The organism is Pseudoalteromonas tunicata, assembly GCF_002310815.1.
GTDB classification, from domain to species: Bacteria; Pseudomonadota; Gammaproteobacteria; order Enterobacterales; family Alteromonadaceae; genus Pseudoalteromonas; species Pseudoalteromonas tunicata.
The window spans coordinates 1,170,698-1,191,280 of the sequence record NZ_CP011032.1 but is presented as its reverse complement, the minus strand read 5'-3'; the positions used below and the strand labels follow the sequence as shown (position 1 = coordinate 1,191,280).

General features: G+C 41.0%; 17 protein-coding genes, 1 other RNA gene and 1 CRISPR repeat array (1 of these 19 running past the window's edge). Of the genes, 8 read left to right on the top strand and 10 right to left on the bottom strand.

Features of this window, described 5'->3' with window-relative positions:
* Positions 1-348: 348 nt before the first annotated feature.
* The 3 genes from PTUN_RS05435 to fabB all read right to left on the bottom strand — a co-directional run bounded on the left by PTUN_RS05435 (position 349) and on the right by fabB (position 3,854).
* Positions 349-1,365, bottom strand: a complete 1,017-nt coding sequence (locus PTUN_RS05435) for an aspartate-semialdehyde dehydrogenase (RefSeq protein WP_009838706.1) — start codon at positions 1,363-1,365, stop codon at positions 349-351.
* 9 nt (positions 1,366-1,374) lie between these two features.
* Complete coding sequence (locus PTUN_RS05430) at positions 1,375-2,514, bottom strand: 4-phosphoerythronate dehydrogenase (protein ID WP_009838705.1); 1,140 nt, start codon at positions 2,512-2,514, stop codon at positions 1,375-1,377.
* 125 nt (positions 2,515-2,639) lie between these two features.
* The gene (gene fabB / locus PTUN_RS05425) at positions 2,640-3,854 is read right to left on the bottom strand and encodes a beta-ketoacyl-ACP synthase I (protein ID WP_009838704.1); all 1,215 of its coding nucleotides are present in this window, start codon (positions 3,852-3,854) and stop codon (positions 2,640-2,642) included.
* Positions 3,855-4,251: 397 nt separating this feature from the next.
* Between fabB and mnmC the strand changes: the two genes are divergently transcribed.
* From mnmC to PTUN_RS05405, 3 genes are all read left to right on the top strand, one after another.
* Positions 4,252-6,225: a bifunctional tRNA (5-methylaminomethyl-2-thiouridine)(34)-methyltransferase MnmC2/FAD-dependent 5-carboxymethylaminomethyl-2-thiouridine(34) oxidoreductase MnmC1 gene (mnmC, locus tag PTUN_RS05415; protein ID WP_009838702.1), complete on the top strand. Its 1,974-nt coding sequence runs from the start codon at positions 4,252-4,254 to the stop codon at positions 6,223-6,225.
* 100 nt (positions 6,226-6,325) lie between these two features.
* Positions 6,326-6,742, top strand: coding sequence for a CBS domain-containing protein (locus PTUN_RS05410; RefSeq protein WP_009838701.1), 417 nt, complete (start codon positions 6,326-6,328; stop codon positions 6,740-6,742).
* Positions 6,743-6,751: 9 nt separating this feature from the next.
* The gene (locus PTUN_RS05405; RefSeq protein WP_009838700.1) at positions 6,752-7,084 is read left to right on the top strand and encodes a hypothetical protein; all 333 of its coding nucleotides are present in this window, start codon (positions 6,752-6,754) and stop codon (positions 7,082-7,084) included.
* 2 nt (positions 7,085-7,086) lie between these two features.
* On the opposite strand, the gene PTUN_RS05400 is transcribed toward PTUN_RS05405, so the two are convergent.
* Positions 7,087-7,959, bottom strand: coding sequence for a flagellar protein MotY (locus PTUN_RS05400; RefSeq protein WP_009838699.1), 873 nt, complete (start codon positions 7,957-7,959; stop codon positions 7,087-7,089).
* 237 nt (positions 7,960-8,196) lie between these two features.
* Here PTUN_RS05400 and rnt point away from each other — a divergent pair, with 237 nt between their 5' ends.
* Positions 8,197-8,862: a ribonuclease T gene (rnt, locus tag PTUN_RS05395; RefSeq protein WP_009838698.1), complete on the top strand. Its 666-nt coding sequence runs from the start codon at positions 8,197-8,199 to the stop codon at positions 8,860-8,862.
* A gap of 16 nt (positions 8,863-8,878) precedes the next feature.
* On the opposite strand, the gene PTUN_RS05390 is transcribed toward rnt, so the two are convergent.
* Entirely contained in the window at positions 8,879-10,504 is a 1,626-nt protein-coding gene (locus PTUN_RS05390; RefSeq protein WP_009838697.1) for a DUF342 domain-containing protein, read from the bottom strand.
* A gap of 180 nt (positions 10,505-10,684) precedes the next feature.
* Complete coding sequence (locus PTUN_RS05385; protein WP_009838696.1) at positions 10,685-12,304, bottom strand: methyl-accepting chemotaxis protein; 1,620 nt, start codon at positions 12,302-12,304, stop codon at positions 10,685-10,687.
* A gap of 180 nt (positions 12,305-12,484) precedes the next feature.
* On the opposite strand from PTUN_RS05385, the gene PTUN_RS05380 reads away from it, so the two are divergent.
* The 4 genes from PTUN_RS05380 (at position 12,485) to PTUN_RS05360 (ending at position 15,969) form a co-directional block, all read left to right on the top strand.
* Positions 12,485-13,558 (top strand): porin, encoded by a 1,074-nt coding sequence (locus PTUN_RS05380; RefSeq protein WP_009838695.1) that lies wholly within the window; start codon positions 12,485-12,487, stop codon positions 13,556-13,558.
* Positions 13,559-13,571: 13 nt separating this feature from the next.
* Positions 13,572-13,988 (top strand): type 2 periplasmic-binding domain-containing protein, encoded by a 417-nt coding sequence (locus PTUN_RS05375; protein WP_009838694.1) that lies wholly within the window; start codon positions 13,572-13,574, stop codon positions 13,986-13,988.
* Positions 13,989-14,210: 222 nt separating this feature from the next.
* Positions 14,211-14,565: a transfer-messenger RNA gene (ssrA, locus tag PTUN_RS05370) on the top strand.
* A gap of 363 nt (positions 14,566-14,928) precedes the next feature.
* Positions 14,929-15,969 (top strand): site-specific integrase, encoded by a 1,041-nt coding sequence (locus PTUN_RS05360; protein ID WP_009838692.1) that lies wholly within the window; start codon positions 14,929-14,931, stop codon positions 15,967-15,969.
* 272 nt (positions 15,970-16,241) lie between these two features.
* Here the strand turns inward: PTUN_RS05360 and PTUN_RS05355 are convergent, their stop codons facing one another.
* The 4 genes from PTUN_RS05355 to PTUN_RS21710 form a co-directional block, all read right to left on the bottom strand.
* On the bottom strand, positions 16,242-16,433 hold the full coding sequence (locus PTUN_RS05355) for a hypothetical protein (protein ID WP_009838690.1): 192 nt from the start codon (positions 16,431-16,433) through the stop codon (positions 16,242-16,244).
* Positions 16,434-16,467: 34 nt separating this feature from the next.
* Positions 16,468-16,668, bottom strand: a complete 201-nt coding sequence (locus PTUN_RS05350) for a hypothetical protein (protein WP_009838689.1) — start codon at positions 16,666-16,668, stop codon at positions 16,468-16,470.
* 69 nt (positions 16,669-16,737) lie between these two features.
* Entirely contained in the window at positions 16,738-16,866 is a 129-nt protein-coding gene (locus tag PTUN_RS22395) for a hypothetical protein (protein ID WP_009838688.1), read from the bottom strand.
* A 98-nt stretch (positions 16,867-16,964) separates the two neighbouring features.
* Positions 16,965-17,201, bottom strand: coding sequence for a hypothetical protein (locus PTUN_RS21710; RefSeq protein ID WP_069358440.1), 237 nt, complete (start codon positions 17,199-17,201; stop codon positions 16,965-16,967).
* A gap of 72 nt (positions 17,202-17,273) precedes the next feature.
* Positions 17,274-20,583: direct repeats of the CRISPR family, unit length 28 nt; unit sequence TTTCTGAGCTGCCTGTGCGGCAGTGAAC (it continues 2,539 nt past the right edge of the window).

Here is a 20,583-nt window from a genome sequence, read left to right as displayed (position 1 = left end):
AGATGAGTAAAACTGAATTTCGTAACAAAAAAATGAAATAAACAATTAACTTTTCAGTTACAGGAACAGATAAATTGATAGATTTGAATCAAATCCAGCTATTTATCAACCAAATAGCGTGAACCTTATTTTAAAACTTAAGATTAGAGTTTTGGTACTCTTTACCCATGATGTTGTTTTGCGCCACACAATTGTATTTTCTGGCTGCTTTGTTATAGCAATAAGTGCATTGACTGACTGTAAGCGGCAATAATTGCCACCTTCGTTTAGCAATAAAAAAGCAGGTTTTCACCTGCTTTAATAAAAATACAAACCTAGCAATCTTTGGTTTTAATCACTCACTTATTGTTATAAGTACGATTCAATCAGTGCTTCTGCTATTTGCACGCTATTTGTTGCTGCGCCTTTACGCGTATTATCAGCCACAACCCACATATTTAAACCATGCGGATGACTAATATCTTGACGTAAACGACCGACATATACCGTATCATTACCACTTGCGTCAGATACTGGTGTTGGGAAGTCATCTGCAGCATCAATCAACTCAACGCCCGGTGCATCACGCAATAACTCTTTGATATGCTCAAGGTCGTATGGCATACGCGTTTCAAGATGAATTGCCTCAGCATGACCAAAAAAGACAGGGACACGTACCGCAGTTGGATTAATTGCAATTGTGCTATCGCCGAGAATTTTTTGCGTTTCATTAACGATTTTCATTTCTTCTTTGGTATAACCATTGTCCGTAAAATCATCAATTTGTGGGATAACATTAAAAGCGATTTGTTTTGGGAATACTTGATTATCCATCGGGCGCGCATTCATGAGATTAGCGGTTTGTTTTGCTAATTCATCGACCGCTTCTTTACCTGCCCCCGATACAGCTTGATATGTACAAATATTAATTCTATCAATGCCATATGCATCATAGACTGGCTTAATTGCTAATAACATTTGAATGGTTGAACAATTTGGATTGGCGATAATATTACGGTTACGATAGTCTTCTAGACTGCTTAAATTGACTTCTGGTACCACAAGTGGAATATCAAAATCATTACGAAATGCTGATGTATTATCAATCACAATACAACCTGCTTCTGCCGCTTTTTCTGCGTACTGTAATGATACTTCACTGCCCGCTGAAAAAATTGCAATATGCGCAAGGCTAAAATCAAAATTAGCTACATCTTGCACTTCAATGTCTTGACCATCAAAACGAATATCTTCCCCAGCGCTGCGGCTACTTGCTAACAAATACAAGGTATCAACAGGAAATTTACGATCAGATAATGTTTCAATGATTTGACGACCCACTAAACCGGTCGCCCCTAAAATAGCAATATTATATTTTTGTGACATGAAGTTACCTTAAATCAAATTTTTACGAGTGCCGATATTAAAACCGAGCTGTTCAAGCATCTGTGCTTGCGAAGTTGTTGCACATTCGATTGTCAGAGCACTGAACTCTCTGCGCGTCGGATAATGCTTTCTGAGATAATCGAAACCTTTTAGGTCTAATAATTGAGTCATTAAACCGTGATCGCGGCGCACATCATACACACTATGAACCAAGTTAATAATATCTGATGCGCAAAATGTCTCAGTTATTTTGATATGGCTGATTGCAGGCGTCGGCAAAAAGTCACTTAACTGGTAACGGGGTAAATCTCCCGTTAGCTGGCATAATGCATGATAGAGCATTTCGGTACCACGAGCCTTCCCTTCAAGAGTATGACCTGCAATATGGACTGAACCAAATTTAACTAGTTGTAAGAGCGACTTGGCAATATTAGGTTCATTTTCCCACACATCTAATACTGCAGTTAGAGTATTCTCTTGTTCAAGATGTGCCAATAATGCTTGGTTATCAATTACATCCCCCCGACTTGCGTTGATGACAATTGCATTGTCTTTAATACTTTTTAACGTTGTTTCATTGAGCAAATGACGTGTAGAAAAAGGGCCATCTTTGACAAGCGGTACATGAAAGCTAATCACATCAGCTTGCGCTAAAAGGGTTTCATAACTGACAAACGGATACTCGGACTCCGTTTGTGCCACAAAAGGGTCACACAGCAATGTTTTGATCCCCAAAGCGGTTAATTTTTTATGTAAACGACTGCCAATATTTCCGACACCAACAATGCCTACCACTTTATCAGCCAAAGCAAAATGTTGCTGCTGAGCCAATGCACATAAGGTACTTATGACATATTCAGCCACTGCCACCGCATTGCAGCCTGGCGCATTGGTAAAGCGAATGTTTCGTGCCTCAAGGCATGCCTCATCAACATGATCCATACCAATTGTTGCCGTGCCAATAAACTTTAATTTATTGGCCTTCGCTAAAACAGCATCATTGATAGTAGTCACTGAGCGAATTAATAATGCATCAACATCATGGAGTTGTTCTGGCTTCAAATGACGGCCATCAAAACGCTCAACGTCGCCTAAATGGGAAAAATAGGCTTCGACCAAAGGCATATTTTGATCCGCAAGAATTTTCATTCACTCTACCTTTTGAGTTGTAATGCTCGCTATTGTAACTGAGATAAGCGAGCCAATCAGTAATCATCAGTAACAAAAAAGCCGCTTTACAGCGGCTTTTAATGTTAATTAGCAAAATAAAGGCATTAACCTTTGTATTTTTGCATCACTAACGTGGCATTAGTACCACCAAAACCAAAGCTATTAGACATTACGGTAGTTAACGCAACATCACGCTTTTGCGTCACAATGTCTAAACCAACCGCTTGCTCATCTAAAGTATCAATATTAATTGATGGCGCAACAAAACCATGCTCAAGCATTAATAATGAATAAATAGCTTCATGCACACCAGCAGCACCTAACGCATGACCAGTCATCGCTTTAGTTGCACTGATAGCGGGTGATTTACCACCAAAGACTTCTTGAATTGCACCTAACTCTTTAACATCACCAACGGGTGTAGATGTACCATGTGTATTCAAATAATCAATTGGGCCTTCAACGGTTGCCATTGCTTGTTGCATACAACGCACTGCGCCTTCGCCTGATGGAGCAACCATGTCGTAACCATCTGATGTAGCACCATAACCAACAATTTCAGCATAAATATGGGCACCACGCGCAAGCGCATGCTCTAACTCTTCAACAACAACGATACCGCCACCGCCAGAGATAACAAAACCATCACGGTTTGCATCATAAGTACGTGATGCTTTTTCAGGTGTTTCATTATATTTAGTTGATAATGCACCCATAGCATCAAATTCCATTGCAAGCGTCCAATGTAATTCTTCACCACCACCTGCAAATACTACATCTTGTTTACCAAGTTGAATTTGCTCAACTGCATTGCCGATACAATGAGCTGATGTTGCACAAGCTGAACTAATTGAATAGTTCACACCTTTGATTTTAAACGGTGTTGCTAAACATGCAGAAGCCGTGCTTGCCATTGTACGAGGTACCATATATGGCCCGACACGTTTAACGCCTTTTTCACGTAAAATATCGGCTGCTTCAACTTGGTTCTTTGATGAACCACCGCCAGAGCCAACGACTAAACCAGTACGAGGATTTGAAACTTGATCTTCTGTTAGACCAGAATCGGCAATCGCTTGTGCCATTGCAATATAAGAAAATGCTGCTGCATCACCCATAAAGCGAAGTGCTTTACGATCAACATGTTCAGCAATATCAATTTCTATCGCACCGCAAACGTGACTACGTAATTTATATTCAGCGAATTCTTCATTGTATTTAATACCTGAACGACCGGTCTGGAGAGATTCTAATACTTGTTGTTTATCATTACCGATACTAGATACAATACCGATCCCCGTAATTACGGCTCTTTTCATGGGAGTTCCCTTAGTTACAAACTCTATTGCACGCTATTTTACGTGTAAAAATATATAAAACTGGTCAGCTTTCATTGCTTGTTGACCATAATATGTAAAAAATATTGCAAGTAAGCGACAAATCAAACGCTGACTTTTTGTTATTAGGCCAAAAAACTATCTTAGAATAAAAGCACTTAGAAAAATAATCGTCTAATAAGTCAAAGTAAAGTGAATACGCTCAATCGACGAATATATTTATTTTCACCAAAATTAAAAGCCTATAACTCACGCTTTAACGTGCAAAAAACAACCAAAAACGCCTTTTTTGCTACTTTATTTATCTGTGCGCAGTTAATGCACTCACTTTACAAAAAACGTATCATAATACCATCTTATTTCGCTGTAATGTTTGTCGATGATTGATAACGCCCCTATTCATTTAAATCCACAAGGCACACCTGTTTCTGACAACTTTGGTGATGTTTATTTCTCAAATGATGATGGATTACTAGAATCCAACTATGTTTTTTTTACCCAAAACAATATTGCCGAGCGCTTACTCAATGGCAACGCGCCGTTTGTGATTGCTGAAACAGGATTTGGCACTGGACTTAATTTTCTCAATACTTGGGCACAATTCAATACCATTGCAAAAACAGAACAAACACTGCATTTTATTTCATTCGAAAAATTCCCTATCGATAAAAAGGCGCTTAGCCAAATTCATGCAAGATGGCCTCAACTAAAAGAGTTAACCGATCAATTAGTCCAAAAATACCCAATTAATTTAACCGGTTGCCACCGATTAGAGTTCCTTAATGGCCGAGTTATTCTCGATTTATGGTTTGGCGATGTACACGACTCATTAGCGCAAATGCCTTATCACGCCAATGGATGGGTAGATGCATGGTATCTAGATGGTTTTGCTCCGAGTAAAAATCCTCAAATGTGGCAACAGAGTTTATTTAATGCGATGGCTAACTTAGCAAAAGAGCACTGCACTTTTGCCACTTTTACCGCGGCAGGCGATGTGAGGCGTGGTTTAATTAAAGCGGGTTTTGACGTTAAAAAGCACAAAGGTTACGGCAAAAAAAGAGAAATGCTCGTCGGGAAATTCGCCTCCATAACACCAAAGCATAATCAAACCTTGTATTTACCCCGTATTACCCAACAAATAAAAAAAATTGCTATTATCGGAGGCGGTATTGCAGCTGCCAACATGGCGGTTGCATTAGCAAAAAAAAGAGTGCCTTTTACGATTTACTGTAAAGATCCGGCCCCAGCAATGGGTGCCTCACACAATCAACAAGGTGCACTCTACCCGCATATTCAGGTTGACTTTAGTAACAGCAGTGAGTTTTTTGCTCATGGATTTTATTATGCCCGCAGACTTTACGATGAGTTAAATCTTGCAGGGTTTTCGTTTGATCACAGTTGGTGTGGCGTGCTTTTACAAGCCGTTAAACCGTCAAAAATGGAGTTTCAACAAAATTTTTTGACCAAAAACCAATGGCCAAAAGCACTTATTCACCCTCTAACTGCAGAACAAAGCACAAAAATCAGTGGTGTAGAAACACCTTACAGCGGCTTATTTATTCCTGATGGTGGTTGGATAAATCCGCCATCATTAGTCAAGGCGCTTTTTGCTTATGCCCAATCTTTGCAAGCATTTGAGTGTCATTTTAATAGCCCTGTAACAGATCTAATTAAGCAAAATGAACTGTGGCAACTTAAAATAAATAGCCATCTTACAGAACCATACAGCCAAGTAATTATTGCTTGTGCAGAACACAGCAATACGTTTCATCAAAGCAACAATGTGCCCTTAGTACCCGTTAGAGGTCAGGTATCTCATATTAAATCAACACCTGCATCAACAACATTAAAAACTGTGTTATGCCATAAAGGGTATTTTACCCCACATTACCAAGGTCAACACTGCATGGGGGCAACCTTTAACAAAGGCGATGCCGATACCGCATTAAGAGCAAGTGATGATGAGAAGAACCTTGAACAATTTCAGTCATTTTACCAAAGCAGCCATTTTGCAACTGAGCTTAATAATATTGAAAGTGCAAAAGCAGGCATTAGATGCACTGTCATTGATCACTTACCTTTAGCTGGTCAATTGATTGATGCTGCAGCCTATAATGTGAGTTTTGCTCCGATAAAAAAAGGGCAGTACCATAGCTTTTTATCATATAAGCCAACTACAAAAGGGCTTTATTTATTAACCGCGCTCGGTGCAAGAGGACTTTGCAGCGCACCATTATTAGCCGAGCTAATTAGCTGTGAATTAACCGGACACCCACTACCTGTCAGTAAACGCGTGGCCGATGCAGTTCATCCCGCTCGATTTAATTTTCGTAATTTAAAAAAAGAACATTAGTTTGTGCCAGCGCAAATTCGTCCTTTTAACACTGACGTAAAATTGACTTTTAGAGCTATGCTTATTGTAAGCCACACGTTTATTTTTAAAGGAAAATAACATGGATAAATCAATTAACGATATCATGTCTTGTAATGTAATTAGCTTATCAAGCACTGCCAGTATGTATGAGTTACATAAACTGATGAAGGAGCATAATATTCGCCATGTCCCTATCGTTGATGATAATAAATTTGCAGGTGTCGTAACTCAAAAGTCGGTATTAGCTAAAGTAATGTATTTACTTGATATTCATGGTTCTTCACACTTGAGCCAAGAAGAAAAATCAATTAATGTGATGAGCTTAGTGGATAAAAATGTCGTTTTTGCGAACGCATCGATGCCTTTAAAAGATGCGGCTGAATTTTTTGTCACTAACCGTCATGGTTGCTTACCAGTTGTAAATGATGAAAATCAATTACTTGGCATTGTGACATCATCAGATTTTGTGCGTTTAGCACTTAAATTATTACAATAGGAATAAGCTATGTTGAGCAAATATGTATCTGCCCTTGCAATGTGTGGATTGCTGGTTTTAAGCCCGTTTACATATGCCGATTTATCATCTGTTCCAAAACCTGACAATCTTGATATTCGCATGCAGCTTGATGATGAATACCCAATGATCCTCACTGGTTTTGTTCGCTTAAATGCCCAGCAAGTACTGAACTTCTATTTTGATAAACTGGGCGACCCAACCAACATGGTGGAAGAAATTGGTCGCCAAACCTTATTTTTCAAACAAAGCAATGAAACGATTAAGATTAGTGTTTATCAACAAAATGACTGGACTGAAATTAGCATCATGGTGACACAATAGCATTATTGTTTTGCTATTTGGATCACCACCCTACGGTTAAGTTGACGCCCTAAAATAGTTGTATTCGGTGCGATATGTCGTTTTTCGCCAAACCCCTCAACTTCAACACGCTTATCTTCAACGCCTAACTCTGTCATATAGGTTTTAATCGTTAAAGCGCGTTTTTTTGACAGCTCATCGTTAGTATAACGCCCACCATAACTGTCGGTATAAGCAGAGATAAGTACAGACTCAATATTGGGATCGTTTTTTAAATATTCACCTATTTTATCAAGTCGTTTTTTTGATTCTTTAGTCAATTCACTCGAGTTTTTTTGATAACCTAATACCGTAAACTCAATATCTTCAAAATTGTAACCAAGCATGGCATCACGGCATTGCAAAAACTGGGTATATTTATCACGAAAATTAACGCCAGATAACCCTACTTTTATTTTATCTGCATCGTTATACCAATCTTGATAATACAAGGTTGGCATATTGCCTTTTTCTAGTTCGGTTAGCATCAGCCATGCTGTTTTGTTTTCGGCCTCAGCATCAAACTGTTGTAATAACTTTAAAGACGCGAGCTCTTTGGCTGGATGACTTGGTTTCCAAACCGGAGGGATTGATTTAATCGCAGCTATATCATAACCCTCGGGCTGAATAAGCATATCAACCGTAAAGTTCAGTGGTTTAGATTTACTTGCCGCCGTTTTAAAAATAACCTGACCGTAATTCGGAATTGGATGACTAAGTTCACAACTTAGCCGAGAAACCTTATCGACTTGCCAAAAGGAGTTATCAACTGTGGCATTATAAGCGCGAATTGCCGCCTCACTATGCCAAGGCGCGGCAAAAAAAACCAACAATGATAAATGTGAGATACGATACATAGTTAACTCAGTTCCTAATAAATTCTAACATCACAACAGTACAAGCATGATGGTGGCAAATTTATCATGCAATTACTTTGCCGATTTTATAAAAGTATAGAATGATTAATAAAAAGGTCTTTATCATTTCGTCTACTCCACTTTGCTTAATTAACCTAATTAAATTTTTTCTTTAGGTGGTAATCAATGCTAGTTTTTTGACATAATACCCGCCCTTTATTCGATTGACAGTTTATTATGGCTCAAATACAGCAAACTCTTCTCGCCAAACGCTTTCGTGGCTTTTTCCCTGTTGTCATCGATGTTGAAACAGCTGGTTTTAATAATCAAACCGATGCATTACTCGAAATCGCTGTCACAACTTTAAAAATGGACGATGAAGGAGTATTATCCCTAGATAAAACGTTGCATTTCCATATTACTCCATTTGAAGGAGCGAATATTGAGCAAGCAGCTATCGAATTTAATGGCATTGATCCATTTAGTGCTTTACGCGGTGCTGTTGAAGAAAGTATTGCTTTTAAAGAGATTTGTAAATTTGTGAGTAAATCTCAAAAAGATGCAGGTTGCCAACGTTCGGTAATTGTGGCGCATAATGCGGCTTTTGATCAAGGCTTTGTAAATGCTGCCGTTGAGCGCTGCAAAATAAAGCGTACGCCATTTCATCCCTTTGTAAGCTTTGATACAACCTCACTGGCAGGTCTAGCGCTTGGTCAAACTGTACTGGCAAAAGCCTGTATTGCTGCGGGTATTGAGTTTGATAACAGCCAAGCACATAGTGCAGTGTATGATACTGAACGCACCGCTGAATTATTCTGTTTTATTGTTAATAAATGGCAGGCTTTAGGTGGATGGCCCATCATCAATGAGCAAGAAGAAACAAGTGATGAGGACGTCAATTAACCTCAATTTAGGATAATTAAAACGTCTGTGTAATTTTCCCTTCACTCATACGTAATAAATGTGGCGGATAAATTCTGCTAAACGTTTTATTGTCGCGGGCAATTTGCAATTCAACACCTGGGTGCATCAATTCATTGATTGTCACCCTGCTATTTTTAAGTAAACCGTTAAGCTTATTTTTTAAAATTTCTTTATTACGATAAACATGTTTGAGTTTTAATAACAATTGCTCATCGCTGGCAGCAATTTTACTTAAATAAAGTTGCTTCTGTTGTTTAGATGGTATTTTTTCGGCTTTTTTTCGTGCTTGACGAAGTGCTGCCGATTTAGCATTAAGCGCTTTTTCAAGCTCAGATAACTGGCTCTGTTTTTCCCTTAGCTCATGCCAATATTGACCGATAAAAACTTGAGTACGCGTACCTGATGGCGCACCTAACTCACCCGTTTCAACTCGCAAGGCATTTAGAATTTTACCCCCGATAATTTTACCTCTAGGCTTATCACCTTTGCCAACTCGAATTAAACGCCCCGCAGACAACTCACAATGAAGTACTTGCTTATCAATCATTAAGTCTTGCTCACTAAAGACTTGGCTATATTGAGCATAACCTAAAGAAATAGAGCCTTTACCTTTAATAACACAGGTAAAATCATCATCTTCTTCACGTTTTCGACCAATTGCGCCATTTACAATGGTAATGACCGAATCCGACTGCACAATAGCTGATTCAACAAACCCCATTACCGTAATATCGCCTGTTGCTTTGACTTTCATGCCATCTTTAATATCACCCGAAACAATCACACTGCCATCAAATTCAACATGCCCTGTGGTCACATCTATGTTGTCATAACAGATAACGTCATCAACTCGCATACCTCGAGATAACGCAACAGGTACCCCCACAGCAGCAGCAACTAATACATTAGGGTTATTAGGGTCGATTGCAGTCCCATCCATTACCATCAGGCTAAAATCACGCCCTGGTTTTGCAATCAATTCATCACCAAAGACAGTAAAGCCATCTTCTCCTTTGGTTGGTGGAATACGCTGCATAAGTGGCGCTCCCGGATTGACCGTGATGATAGCACCTAAATCACGCATATCGACTTTACCATCGGCCTGTACTTGTGGGCTTAATATTCGATCTTGGGCTGTAGCACATAAACGGACAAAACGGGTATCATCACCATCTTTTGCTCTGCGACCATGGGCAATAATAGCGCTGTAGCTTTCGCCTGCGCTGGCTTCAAATTGTCGACCTAGAAAATCTTCAATTGCACGCCCGCTTACCCCTTTTTGAACTCCAGCATTAATTATTGCTTCTTTTACCGTTTCAAACGTAGCGATTTGCCCACCTTGGGCTGCAATAAATGTAGCTTGTGCACTCATATTGGTTTCATCAACTCGCACAGAAACTGTAGCGTCGATGGCTTTGGCAATTATAAAAGGAGGTTTGAGGGTTAGTTTTGAGTCGGTAAAAAGGGTGCGAATTAACGCTAAGTCGATTTGAAACTCGCAATAAGGGGAAGCTTCAATTGCTTCTAACAGTTGCGCTGCGGAGGCTGGAAAACCAGACTCTATAGGATGCTGTAATAATTCAACCGTTTTCGATTGCTCATTAAATTCAAACAAAGACATTAGCGACCTACTTCTATACTCAAGGGCTAAATTGTTTTAACAATTCATTCAGTCATCATTTGAGCATAAGTTTAATAAAATGTTAAGCGTTACTTTTACACAAAAGATCAAATGTAAAGGTGAGTTTAAACAATTAGTTACAACTCACCCAAAAGTAGTAAAGCTATTTTTATTGGCTAATTACAGTTCAAATTTTGATGTTGCGTCAAGTAAGTTATCAGATAGATTATGCAAATTTGTTGCAACTTGACGCACTTGTGCAAGTGATTGCAAAGTATCTTCAAATGAACGATGCATGTTTGATACATTATCAACGACCATCGCAGCCACTGAAGTTTGCTCTTCCGTTGCGGCGGCAATCTGCGCATTCATACCATTAATAGCCAAAATTTGTTCTGATATTTTCTTAATTGAACCACCCGTTTGTTGCGCTGCGTTTGCATTATTTTTTGCCATATCACGCGCTGTATTCATTGCATTAACAGAGACATTGGCCGCTCCTGTTAATGCTGTGAGTAATTCTCTAATTTCATTGGTTGATTTAGCTGTGCGCGAAGCAAGTTCGCGAACTTCATCGGCTACCACAGCAAAACCGCGCCCTTGTTCACCAGCACGAGCAGCTTCAATCGCGGCATTTAAAGCGAGTAAATTAGTTTGTTCTGCAATCGCTGTAATTACATTTAAGATTTGACTCACATTTTGCGTATCATTGGCTAACTTATCGATAGTTGCTGAAGCGCTATCAATTTCATTACTTAGGGCCTGAGAGGTTTCGACTGATAATTTAATTTGACGCAAACTTTGTTCAACTTCTTTTTCAGCCGTTTGCGCTGCATGGGCTGCACTTGCTGCTGAAGAAGAGATATCGCCAACACTTTGCTTCATTTCTTCCATGGATTGACGTACGACTTCGGCATCGCTAGTTTGCTGATTAGTCGCATTCTCTGCTTTCTCCATCCCTTGAACAAGTCGAGTTGAGTTCTCCATCAAAGGCTCAACTACAGCCATAATATTTAAAACTGAACCTTTCAGTAACGACATAAAACCATTAAAGTTAATTGATACTTGGCCAATTTCATCATGAGAACGCACCGCCAACTGAGAACTTAAACTACCACCACCATTAGCTAATAGCTCAAGCGATCTGGCTGCATCACTGGCTGAATGACCAATCCCCCTAGCAATAAATACAGCCAAAATAACCAAACCGAGCAACATAACACTACTGATTGCTAGCATCATAAAAAGCGCATCTTGAGAGCGATTTTGTGTTGCTTGAATAAGCTCAATAAAACGAGCATCGGCTTTTGAGTTAATTGTTTTAAAGCTATCGAGCAAGGCTTCATATTTTTTTGTTTTTTCTTGTGCATCTTGTTGGATTTTTGAAAAGTCAGCACTGCCATCAATCATGCCATTAGCTATTTTCCCCGAAATAGCCGCATATTCTTGAAGTTGCCGAGCTTCTTGACCTTGATATACACTATCTAGGCGAGCCAACTCCGTTAAGTTATCTTTTATTTTTGTCGCCGTTTCTTGCGCTTTGGTTACTAAATCAGCATCACCAAAGGTCACTGCTTGGGTATATAACTCGTCGAGTTTTTCGAGTAAAAATTTATTAGCAGTGGCTAGTTGCACCACTTTAAATGTTGATGATTCAAGCTCCTTCAACGATTTTTCGTTATCTCTTATCGCGTTATAATTAATTACTGACGAAATTAAAAAAACTAAAACAGCGATACTTGTAATGGCATGTATTTTTTTTGTGATGCTTAAATTATTAAAGCCAAACCCTGCAGACATAGACGCAATCCTCAAATTAACATTTCGTAGCTAAAGTCCTAATACATTTAAATGTAGTTTATTAGCCCACTATTACTATAATAATTCTAATATTTTTATCAATTTACTCGATTTTTACCAATAATGACTATACTTCAAAATGCGTAAAGCAAGCCATATTATCTAAATCGGGGATAAAATATGAAGACAACTCTCGCACTCGCAGTGCTTGCAGCCCTTTCTACATCGCTGCATGCTGAAGTCAATATCACAGGTTTTGCCAGCGTTAACGCCGGTAAAGTGTTAAGTGGAGATGGTGTACCACAATACGATGTACCACCTACATTTTTAGCAGATTACCCAATTGTTAGCGCCTATACAGATGAATTTAGCTTCGAACCAGAATCCCTTTTTGGGCTTCAAGTTAAAGCAGATTTATCAGATGGTCTTTCGGCTACCGCTCAAATCGTGGCTCGTGGGGCCGAAAATTTTGATGCTACTTTCGAATGGGCTTATATTTCTTACGAAATAAATGATAGTTGGACAGTACAAGCAGGTAAAAAACGTTTACCGCTGTTTTACTATTCTGATTTTTATGATGTTGGTTATGCTTATGTGTGGATGCGACCACCTGCAGATAACTATACATGGCAAATATTTAACTACAACGGCATAAACTTACTCTACAACGGCTCAATTGGTGATTGGTCTTTATCAGCTAATATTTATGGTGGTCGTGAAGACGATGAAAATAATAAATTACTTTCTGAGTTTTTCTTTAAAGAACAAACTCGCGAGATCTGGAAAGATATTTTAGGTGGAGTAGTCACGGTCAGTAACGATTGGCTCGAAATCCGTGCCACGCACATGATGTACACAAACGAACGTTATAATGCAGCAGGTGAAAAAGTCATTTGGGACGGTAAAGATTACCGCGATGGTAAATTTTATGGTCTAGCAATGAATGCTGATTTTGGCAATTTGTTTATTTTGTCTGAACTCAATCGCCTTGATCTAGGTGGCAATCTCGATACTTGGATGTTGAGCATGGGTTATCGATTTGATGGCATTACACCTTACATTTCTTATGCTGATTTTAGTCAAGACGGTGAAGATGGCGAAGATCACAATACCACATCAATTGGTTTACGTTGGGACTTTCATTCATCAGCCGCATTCAAAATTCAATACGATATTGTGAAAGACAACTCATATAGTCTTGCGGTAGCTGGCGACAGTAAATCACTGACATTTGGCGTAGATCTTGTCTTTTAATGGGAGCTTCAACATGAATATTAAACAACTGACACTTGCGGTTAGCTTAACATGCACTTCAATGCTCACATTTGCTGATGTAGCGGTAATCGTCCACCCATCAAACAACAATGCTCTTGACGCAGATGCAATTGCGAAAATATATACCGGCAAAGTTAAATCTTTTGATGACGGTAGTAAAATTATTGCAATTGCGCTTGATTCAGGTAATCCAATTGCCGACGAGTTTAACGAAAAAGCGTTGAAAAAATCTTCAAGTCAACTCAAAGCCTATTGGTCCAAACTCGTTTTTACCGGTAAAGGCACACCACCTAAAGAAGTCGCTAACGATGCTGAAGTCATTAGTTTGGTTGCGTCAAATCCAAGTACGATTGGATTTATTTCTGCAGGGGCAGCAGATGGTAGCGTCAAAGTAGTGCAATCATTTTAATACTCCTTAAAAAAGCAGCTAAATAGCTGCTTTCTTCCCTTATTGAATAACCCAGTAACCAGATAGCCTGTTTTTTCGACATTTAATCATTTTTATTTCCGTTAAAGTGGTTTGCATCACTTAATTACTTGTGTGCTAAAGAAATTGTGCGTTATACTTGCGCCGTCGAGTCACATTAATAGTTTAATAAAAAATGTGACAACATCTAACTGAATTTATTCAGGGGCTGATTAGGATTCGACGGAATTCAAGAAGCCTTAGGTGCATGTCGAGGTGCGGTTTGCCTCGTAAAAAAGCCGCATTTAAAGTAATCGCAAACGACGATTCTTACTCTCTAGCAGCTTAGGCCGCTAGCGCTCCTCCCATGTATTCTTGTGGACTGGATTTTGGAGTGTCACCCTAACACCTGATCGCGACGGAAACCCTGGCCGGGGTTGAAGCGTTAAAACTAAGCGGCCTCGCCTTTGCTTATCGTGTTCGTCCGAGATTCAAAGGTTAACTAATAGACGATACTAAACATGTAGGACCGAAGGTCGACGCTTTCCGGACGGGGGTTCAAATCCCCCCAGCTCCACCACATACAGGTTTTTTACAAACCTACAAAGGCCCGCAACGCTAGAGAAATCAAGCCTTGCGGGTTTTTTTATGTCTTTTTAAATCCTATAACGTTAACTAATAGCCAGTGTTTTTAGTACCATGCTTGGTACCACATGCACCTATCGACAAAATATTGTGGTACCAAAATCAACTCAGCCCTTATATCTAAAGGCTTCTAAAGCATGGTACTAAGAAAATATGGCTAAAACAGTAAAACCATTAAACGACAAGCAAATTAAACAAGCTAAAGCGCTCGAAAAGGAATACAGCCTTTCTGATGGCGCAGGCCTCCAATTGGTAATTAGGCCACTACCCAATACTTTCGGTTGCTGAAGCTAAAAATATGGCATTCGAATTAGAAAAAACGTATTACCAAAAACATGCCGAAGGCATCGAACTAAACCAACTCAGTAGTATCAGAGCAAAAACAGTCACGGAATTATTAACATGGTTTTTAAAACATAAACAGCAACAATACGGCTTAAGCCAAGCGACTAAAACCAGTATTCGCAACAGCGTGCAGACTCACCTGTTACCCTGTTTAGCGTCGCAATCAGTCAAAGAGCTTAACCGTGCTCATATCAATCAACTATTAATAACACCACTACTTGGCAAACTTTCACCAAGTACGGTACACAAAATATTTCAACATTTAAAACAAGCATGCCAACTCGCCTTTAGCGCTGGGGTTATTAACCACCCTGTGCTCGAAGGGGTGCAATTTGCCAACTTCACCACCAGCAAAATAAAGGCAAAACTAAGTCGCTTAAGCACAAACCAGCTTGAACAAGTGCTCGCAGATATTCATGCCGCCCCACACACTATCCAGCAAATAATGTTGACCATGTTACTGTTTGGTACGCGCTTAGGTGAGACCTGCAAAATGCGTTGGCACGATGTAAAAATCCGCAATAAAAAATGGTATATCCCTGCTGAACACACCAAAACCAAGCAAGCCCACCAGCTACCAATCACCGATATCGCCGAAGAAGTATTTGAAAGCTACCGCCTACATTACAAATACCGCAAACAACAAAAACTATGGTGCTTTGCAAGTTCAAGCCATGCAAAAGACCATATCGATATTAACTTAGCTGGCAAGCAAGTGAGCTATCACGCCAAACAAGGCTACTCATCCCATGATTTACGCAAACTCATGCGTACTAACTTAACTGAGCTTGGCATCGACCACTTTATTGGCGAACAACTGATTAACCATAAGCTGTCAGCGCTTAATTCTGCGTACATTTTTACCCATGCAGAGCAGCAAAAATACCAAGCACTTTTGAAATGGCACCAGCATTTATTACCACTAGGATTAGAAGCCATTTTAAAAGATAGACGCAAGTTAGTTCGTTACCTTGCAGATAAAAATAATGCTTAATCAATTCAATGTGTTAATTAAAAAATCGCACTTTCTTTTAAAGAGTATGATAAATGCGGCCAATATTCGCCTTACATGGCCGTGTTTTAGCGGAAAATCTACTAATAAACAGGTTGGCAAAACAGCCTGAGTAACCCAGTTTAAATAAAATCGTACATTCTCATTTTCCAAAGCCGCAATTACGCACACATCAACACATTGAATTAAATAAGATAAGTTTAAACAATGCGTTTAAATGTCAAATGCGAGTGAGCGGCACTTGCGTACACGCATTATTCTTCAACTTGATCTGCCGCTTTGGCGGCTTGCGCCAACATTTGCGTCCATGCCTGCTTGCGCTCTTCACTATCGCGCCCTGCTTCTAGTTCTCTTAAGTAAATTTGAGCGGGTGTTAGCGCTGCGTTTTGCGTAATAGTTTTTGGGTTATCACCCTGCTCGTGTGAACTTTTATTGTGATCAGTCATTACATATTCCTTGTAGTTAGAGTTAAAGTTAAAATTAATACATCACGCCATGCTTGTTGCTTGCACAGCCTTGGCAAATATCAGCGTCATGCATGTGGCCTACTACATGCCTAAAACCGCACTCAATACACACCAAAAAATAACGTTTTCTTTTTAATGCGTTAAGCCGAGCAGCAATAATTTGGTGGGCGTTACTATCAATTGAAATATGCGTAACAGGCTGCCAAACAGTCACTGGTCTTTCTTTTTCCTTTGGTTTTTGCTTGTTTTAAATACGACAACACTAATTATATCAATGAGATATTTATGAGTGTCCGGTTTTTACCGCAGCAACCGCGCCCATTGGCTCACTCAGATCATTAAATTTATCAGCAATGGCCGCCAGTACCTCAGCGGCATTGCCTTGGGTAAGGATCTCAATTTGAGTGGTCATATTGCAATCACCTTGGTTGTGGGCAATAATTAGTCAGGCGGTGGTGTACCCCGATTGGTAAGGGGCTGTTTAACAGTGATGTGAGTTCGATTCTCGCCCTACCGCCATACTTCATACAAGCCTCCATTTATACCGCTCTCGATGGTTTTGGTTTTGACTTTCAGCGCATTGATTAATAAGTCCAGATCAACCCTTTTCCCTTGATAACGCACAACAACCTTGATTGATCCCTCACCGAGTCGTTTTACAAACAACAGCTCGCTGCGCTCAAACTCCCACAGCACTTGCGTAGCGGGGTCGTTTATCCACTCGCTTAACTTGGCGTACTCATTCAACTGCAATGCAGTGTGGTTGGCTTGGTGCTTTTCGCTATGGGCATGGGCTAAAGCACGTTCCGATAAAATTAATTTCTAAGCTGCCTGTGTGGCAGTGAACAGTCTAAAAGCATTGCGCGTAAAGCGTTAAAATTTCTGAGCTGCCTGTGTGGCAGTGAACGCCAGTCCATCACGCCATAATTAGCACCTTCTTTTCTGAGCTGCCTGTGTGGCAGTGAACCAGCTAAAGCCACTTTCTCTATGTTAGCATCATTTCTGAGCTGCCTGTGCGGCAGTGAACATAACACTAGAGAGCCAAGACTTGATACCTACATTTCTGAGCTGCCTGTGCGGCAGTGAACCTTAGAGAATTTCGGTGATCGCTATGAAACAATTTCTGAGCTGCCTGTGCGGCAGTGAACACGGTCAAACATCAATTAAAGTGAAGTTGAACTTTCTGAGCTGCCTGTGCGGCAGTGAACCAGATAGATACAAACACAACCAGCCTTGTTGATTTCTGAGCTGCCTGTGCGGCAGTGAACGCTTAAGCGTGGCCGTGCACTAATAACGAAAATTTCTGAGCTGCCTGTGCGGCAGTGAACGGATTATTGCCTTTAGAACTGGCTTCAATAACTTTCTGAGCTGCCTGTGCGGCAGTGAACCGTACTGAAACATTAACCAGCATTAATACTGATTTCTGAGCTGCCTGTGCGGCAGTGAACACACCTACCATCTGAACTAACAGAGTTAATCATTTCTGAGCTGCCTGTGCGGCAGTGAACTCAAGAAGTTAAACGGCCAGACAGAACTTACATTTCTGAGCTGCCTGTGCGGCAGTGAACTTCGCTAGCGGCGCGGCTATGATTGGGATCATTTTCTGAGCTGCCTGTGCGGCAGTGAACAATGTATCAGCACCTCTCTCTGAGAGAAATAATTTCTGAGCTGCCTGTGCGGCAGTGAACAAAGGTCAATAAAGCTGCGTTATCCGGTTTACTTTCTGAGCTGCCTGTGCGGCAGTGAACGAAAAGATGGTTATGCTAGATGTATTCATTGTTTTCTGAGCTGCCTGTGCGGCAGTGAACTCGTCTTAATCGTCATAGCCTAGCCCTTTAACTTTCTGAGCTGCCTGTGCGGCAGTGAACTTGTGTTTATCAAGCAAAACGAATTAACAAATTTTCTGAGCTGCCTGTGCGGCAGTGAACTGGTCGATAAATCGACCTGGCTCAACAATTCCTTTCTGAGCTGCCTGTGCGGCAGTGAACCCTCACCATTGATAGGTGGACGGCATGGAACATTTCTGAGCTGCCTGTGCGGCAGTGAACGTGGCCCTATGGCTGATCCCAATAAATTTTTATTTCTGAGCTGCCTGTGCGGCAGTGAACGTGGCCCTATGGCTGATCCCAATAAATTTTTATTTCTGAGCTGCCTGTGCGGCAGTGAACGTGGCCCTATGGCTGATCCCAATAAATTTTTATTTCTGAGCTGCCTGTGCGGCAGTGAACGTGGCCCTATGGCTGATCCCAATAAATTTTTATTTCTGAGCTGCCTGTGCGGCAGTGAACAAACGAAACAACGTTTTATAACTTACAATTAATTTCTGAGCTGCCTGTGCGGCAGTGAACGGCCATCGTTTATGTACACCTGCTGATTTATCTTTCTGAGCTGCCTGTGCGGCAGTGAACGAAATGATTACAGAGTTAGTAATGGCTGTTACTTTCTGAGCTGCCTGTGCGGCAGTGAACCAGGCGTTTTGGTATAACGCATCGATAGCGCATTTCTGAGCTGCCTGTGCGGCAGTGAACCTATTTTAACATCCATTGCAACTACGCCTGACTTTCTGAGCTGCCTGTGCGGCAGTGAACATAACAGCTCGAATTTAGCAATGTCGGTTATCTTTCTGAGCTGCCTGTGCGGCAGTGAACCCGCAGCAACATTGTTTTTTATGGCTAAAAATTTTCTGAGCTGCCTGTGCGGCAGTGAACCGAGTATTTGATGGTTTTAATATTGTTATTCATTTCTGAGCTGCCTGTGCGGCAGTGAACTTGCCCCTGCTGAGTTGGTGAGGCCAGTTATCTTTCTGAGCTGCCTGTGCGGCAGTGAACCCTCTTTGGTTTCGGCGGTGCCGAGCCTAGGCTTTCTGAGCTGCCTGTGCGGCAGTGAACATTTCAACAGATTCAGAGCCTTTTCTGATTGATTTCTGAGCTGCCTGTGCGGCAGTGAACATGTAATTGTTCGATTGAGTGTTTATTGTAGCTTTCTGAGCTGCCTGTGCGGCAGTGAACAATACCCCCTATACCAAGGGCAACAGTTGTTATTTCTGAGCTGCCTGTGCGGCAGTGAACCTAGACGAAAATGAAACCCTCGAAAATCTCAATTTCTGAGCTGCCTGTGCGGCAGTGAACCTGTTTACGTTGATTATCTTGGCGCACTTGGTTTTCTGAGCTGCCTGTGCGGCAGTGAACATCAGTCAAAATTAGTTAAGATTGACGCTCTTTTTCTGAGCTGCCTGTGCGGCAGTGAACAGGATGAAGAAGGGGCAGAACAAGTGTTTATATTTCTGAGCTGCCTGTGCGGCAGTGAACAGCGGGCCACTTTATACCCGATAATGCCGTTATTTCTGAGCTGCCTGTGCGGCAGTGAACGAACTGAATGGATTCAATGTTTATTTAAGCATTTTCTGAGCTGCCTGCGCGGCAGTGAACGCTCATACATATAAAAGACAGGCTGATTTTTCTTTCTGAGCTGCCTGTGCGGCAGTGAACAAAACCGTCTCTACGAGTTAAACCCGACTGAATTTCTGAGCTGCCTGTGCGGCAGTGAACAATAACCTTACTTTTGACTTTGACTTTATACCTTTCTGAGCTGCCTGTGCGGCAGTGAACTGTTCGCGCCGACAACAGTGTCGATTGTTGACTTTCTGAGCTGCCTGTGCGGCAGTGAACCGCCCCTTTTTCGATCTAAGAGGTGCTTATGTTTTCTGAGCTGCCTGTGCGGCAGTGAACTGCTGAAAAAATCGTAAATTTCATCGGGGAGATTTCTGAGCTGCCTGTGCGGCAGTGAACACAACAGCAGAGGCGCTTTAACTATTTTTAGTTTTCTGAGCTGCCTGTGCGGCAGTGAACGCGCACTTTGTACGGCTTTAGCTGATAAAACATTTCTGAGCTGCCTGTGCGGCAGTGAACGAGACCTAGCAACACAACGTAAGATTATGACATTTCTGAGCTGCCTGTGCGGCAGTGAACAACAATTGCTGGCGTCCTTTTCAGCAGCCACATTTCTGAGCTGCCTGTGCGGCAGTGAACAAGTTGCGTCAGATTTAAAAAAATCATCGAGTTTTCTGAGCTGCCTGTGCGGCAGTGAACTTTGTCGTAGTTTGCTTGTGCTTTGTTGATTTTTTCTGAGC

Bases quoted from the DNA above. Each gene is read 5' to 3' on its own strand.
- PTUN_RS05430 (WP_009838705.1), bottom strand. From the start codon at position 2,514: ATGAAAATTCTTGCGGATCAAAATATGCCTTTGGTCGAAGCCTATTTT.
- PTUN_RS05360 (WP_009838692.1), top strand. From the start codon at position 14,929: ATGGCATTCGAATTAGAAAAAACGTATTACCAAAAACATGCCGAAGGC.
- PTUN_RS05400 (WP_009838699.1), bottom strand. From the start codon at position 7,959: ATGTATCGTATCTCACATTTATCATTGTTGGTTTTTTTTGCCGCGCCT.
- PTUN_RS05380 (WP_009838695.1), top strand. From the start codon at position 12,485: ATGAAGACAACTCTCGCACTCGCAGTGCTTGCAGCCCTTTCTACATCG.
- PTUN_RS05435 (WP_009838706.1), bottom strand. From the start codon at position 1,365: ATGTCACAAAAATATAATATTGCTATTTTAGGGGCGACCGGTTTAGTG.
- rnt (WP_009838698.1), top strand. From the start codon at position 8,197: ATGGCTCAAATACAGCAAACTCTTCTCGCCAAACGCTTTCGTGGCTTT.
- PTUN_RS05355 (WP_009838690.1), bottom strand. From the start codon at position 16,433: ATGACTGATCACAATAAAAGTTCACACGAGCAGGGTGATAACCCAAAA.
- fabB (WP_009838704.1), bottom strand. From the start codon at position 3,854: ATGAAAAGAGCCGTAATTACGGGGATCGGTATTGTATCTAGTATCGGT.
- PTUN_RS05385 (WP_009838696.1), bottom strand. From the start codon at position 12,304: ATGTCTGCAGGGTTTGGCTTTAATAATTTAAGCATCACAAAAAAAATA.
- PTUN_RS22395 (WP_009838688.1), bottom strand. From the start codon at position 16,866: ATGACCACTCAAATTGAGATCCTTACCCAAGGCAATGCCGCTGAGGTA.
- PTUN_RS05375 (WP_009838694.1), top strand. From the start codon at position 13,572: ATGAATATTAAACAACTGACACTTGCGGTTAGCTTAACATGCACTTCA.
- PTUN_RS05405 (WP_009838700.1), top strand. From the start codon at position 6,752: ATGTTGAGCAAATATGTATCTGCCCTTGCAATGTGTGGATTGCTGGTT.
- mnmC (WP_009838702.1), top strand. From the start codon at position 4,252: ATGATTGATAACGCCCCTATTCATTTAAATCCACAAGGCACACCTGTT.
- PTUN_RS05390 (WP_009838697.1), bottom strand. From the start codon at position 10,504: ATGTCTTTGTTTGAATTTAATGAGCAATCGAAAACGGTTGAATTATTA.
- PTUN_RS05410 (WP_009838701.1), top strand. From the start codon at position 6,326: ATGGATAAATCAATTAACGATATCATGTCTTGTAATGTAATTAGCTTA.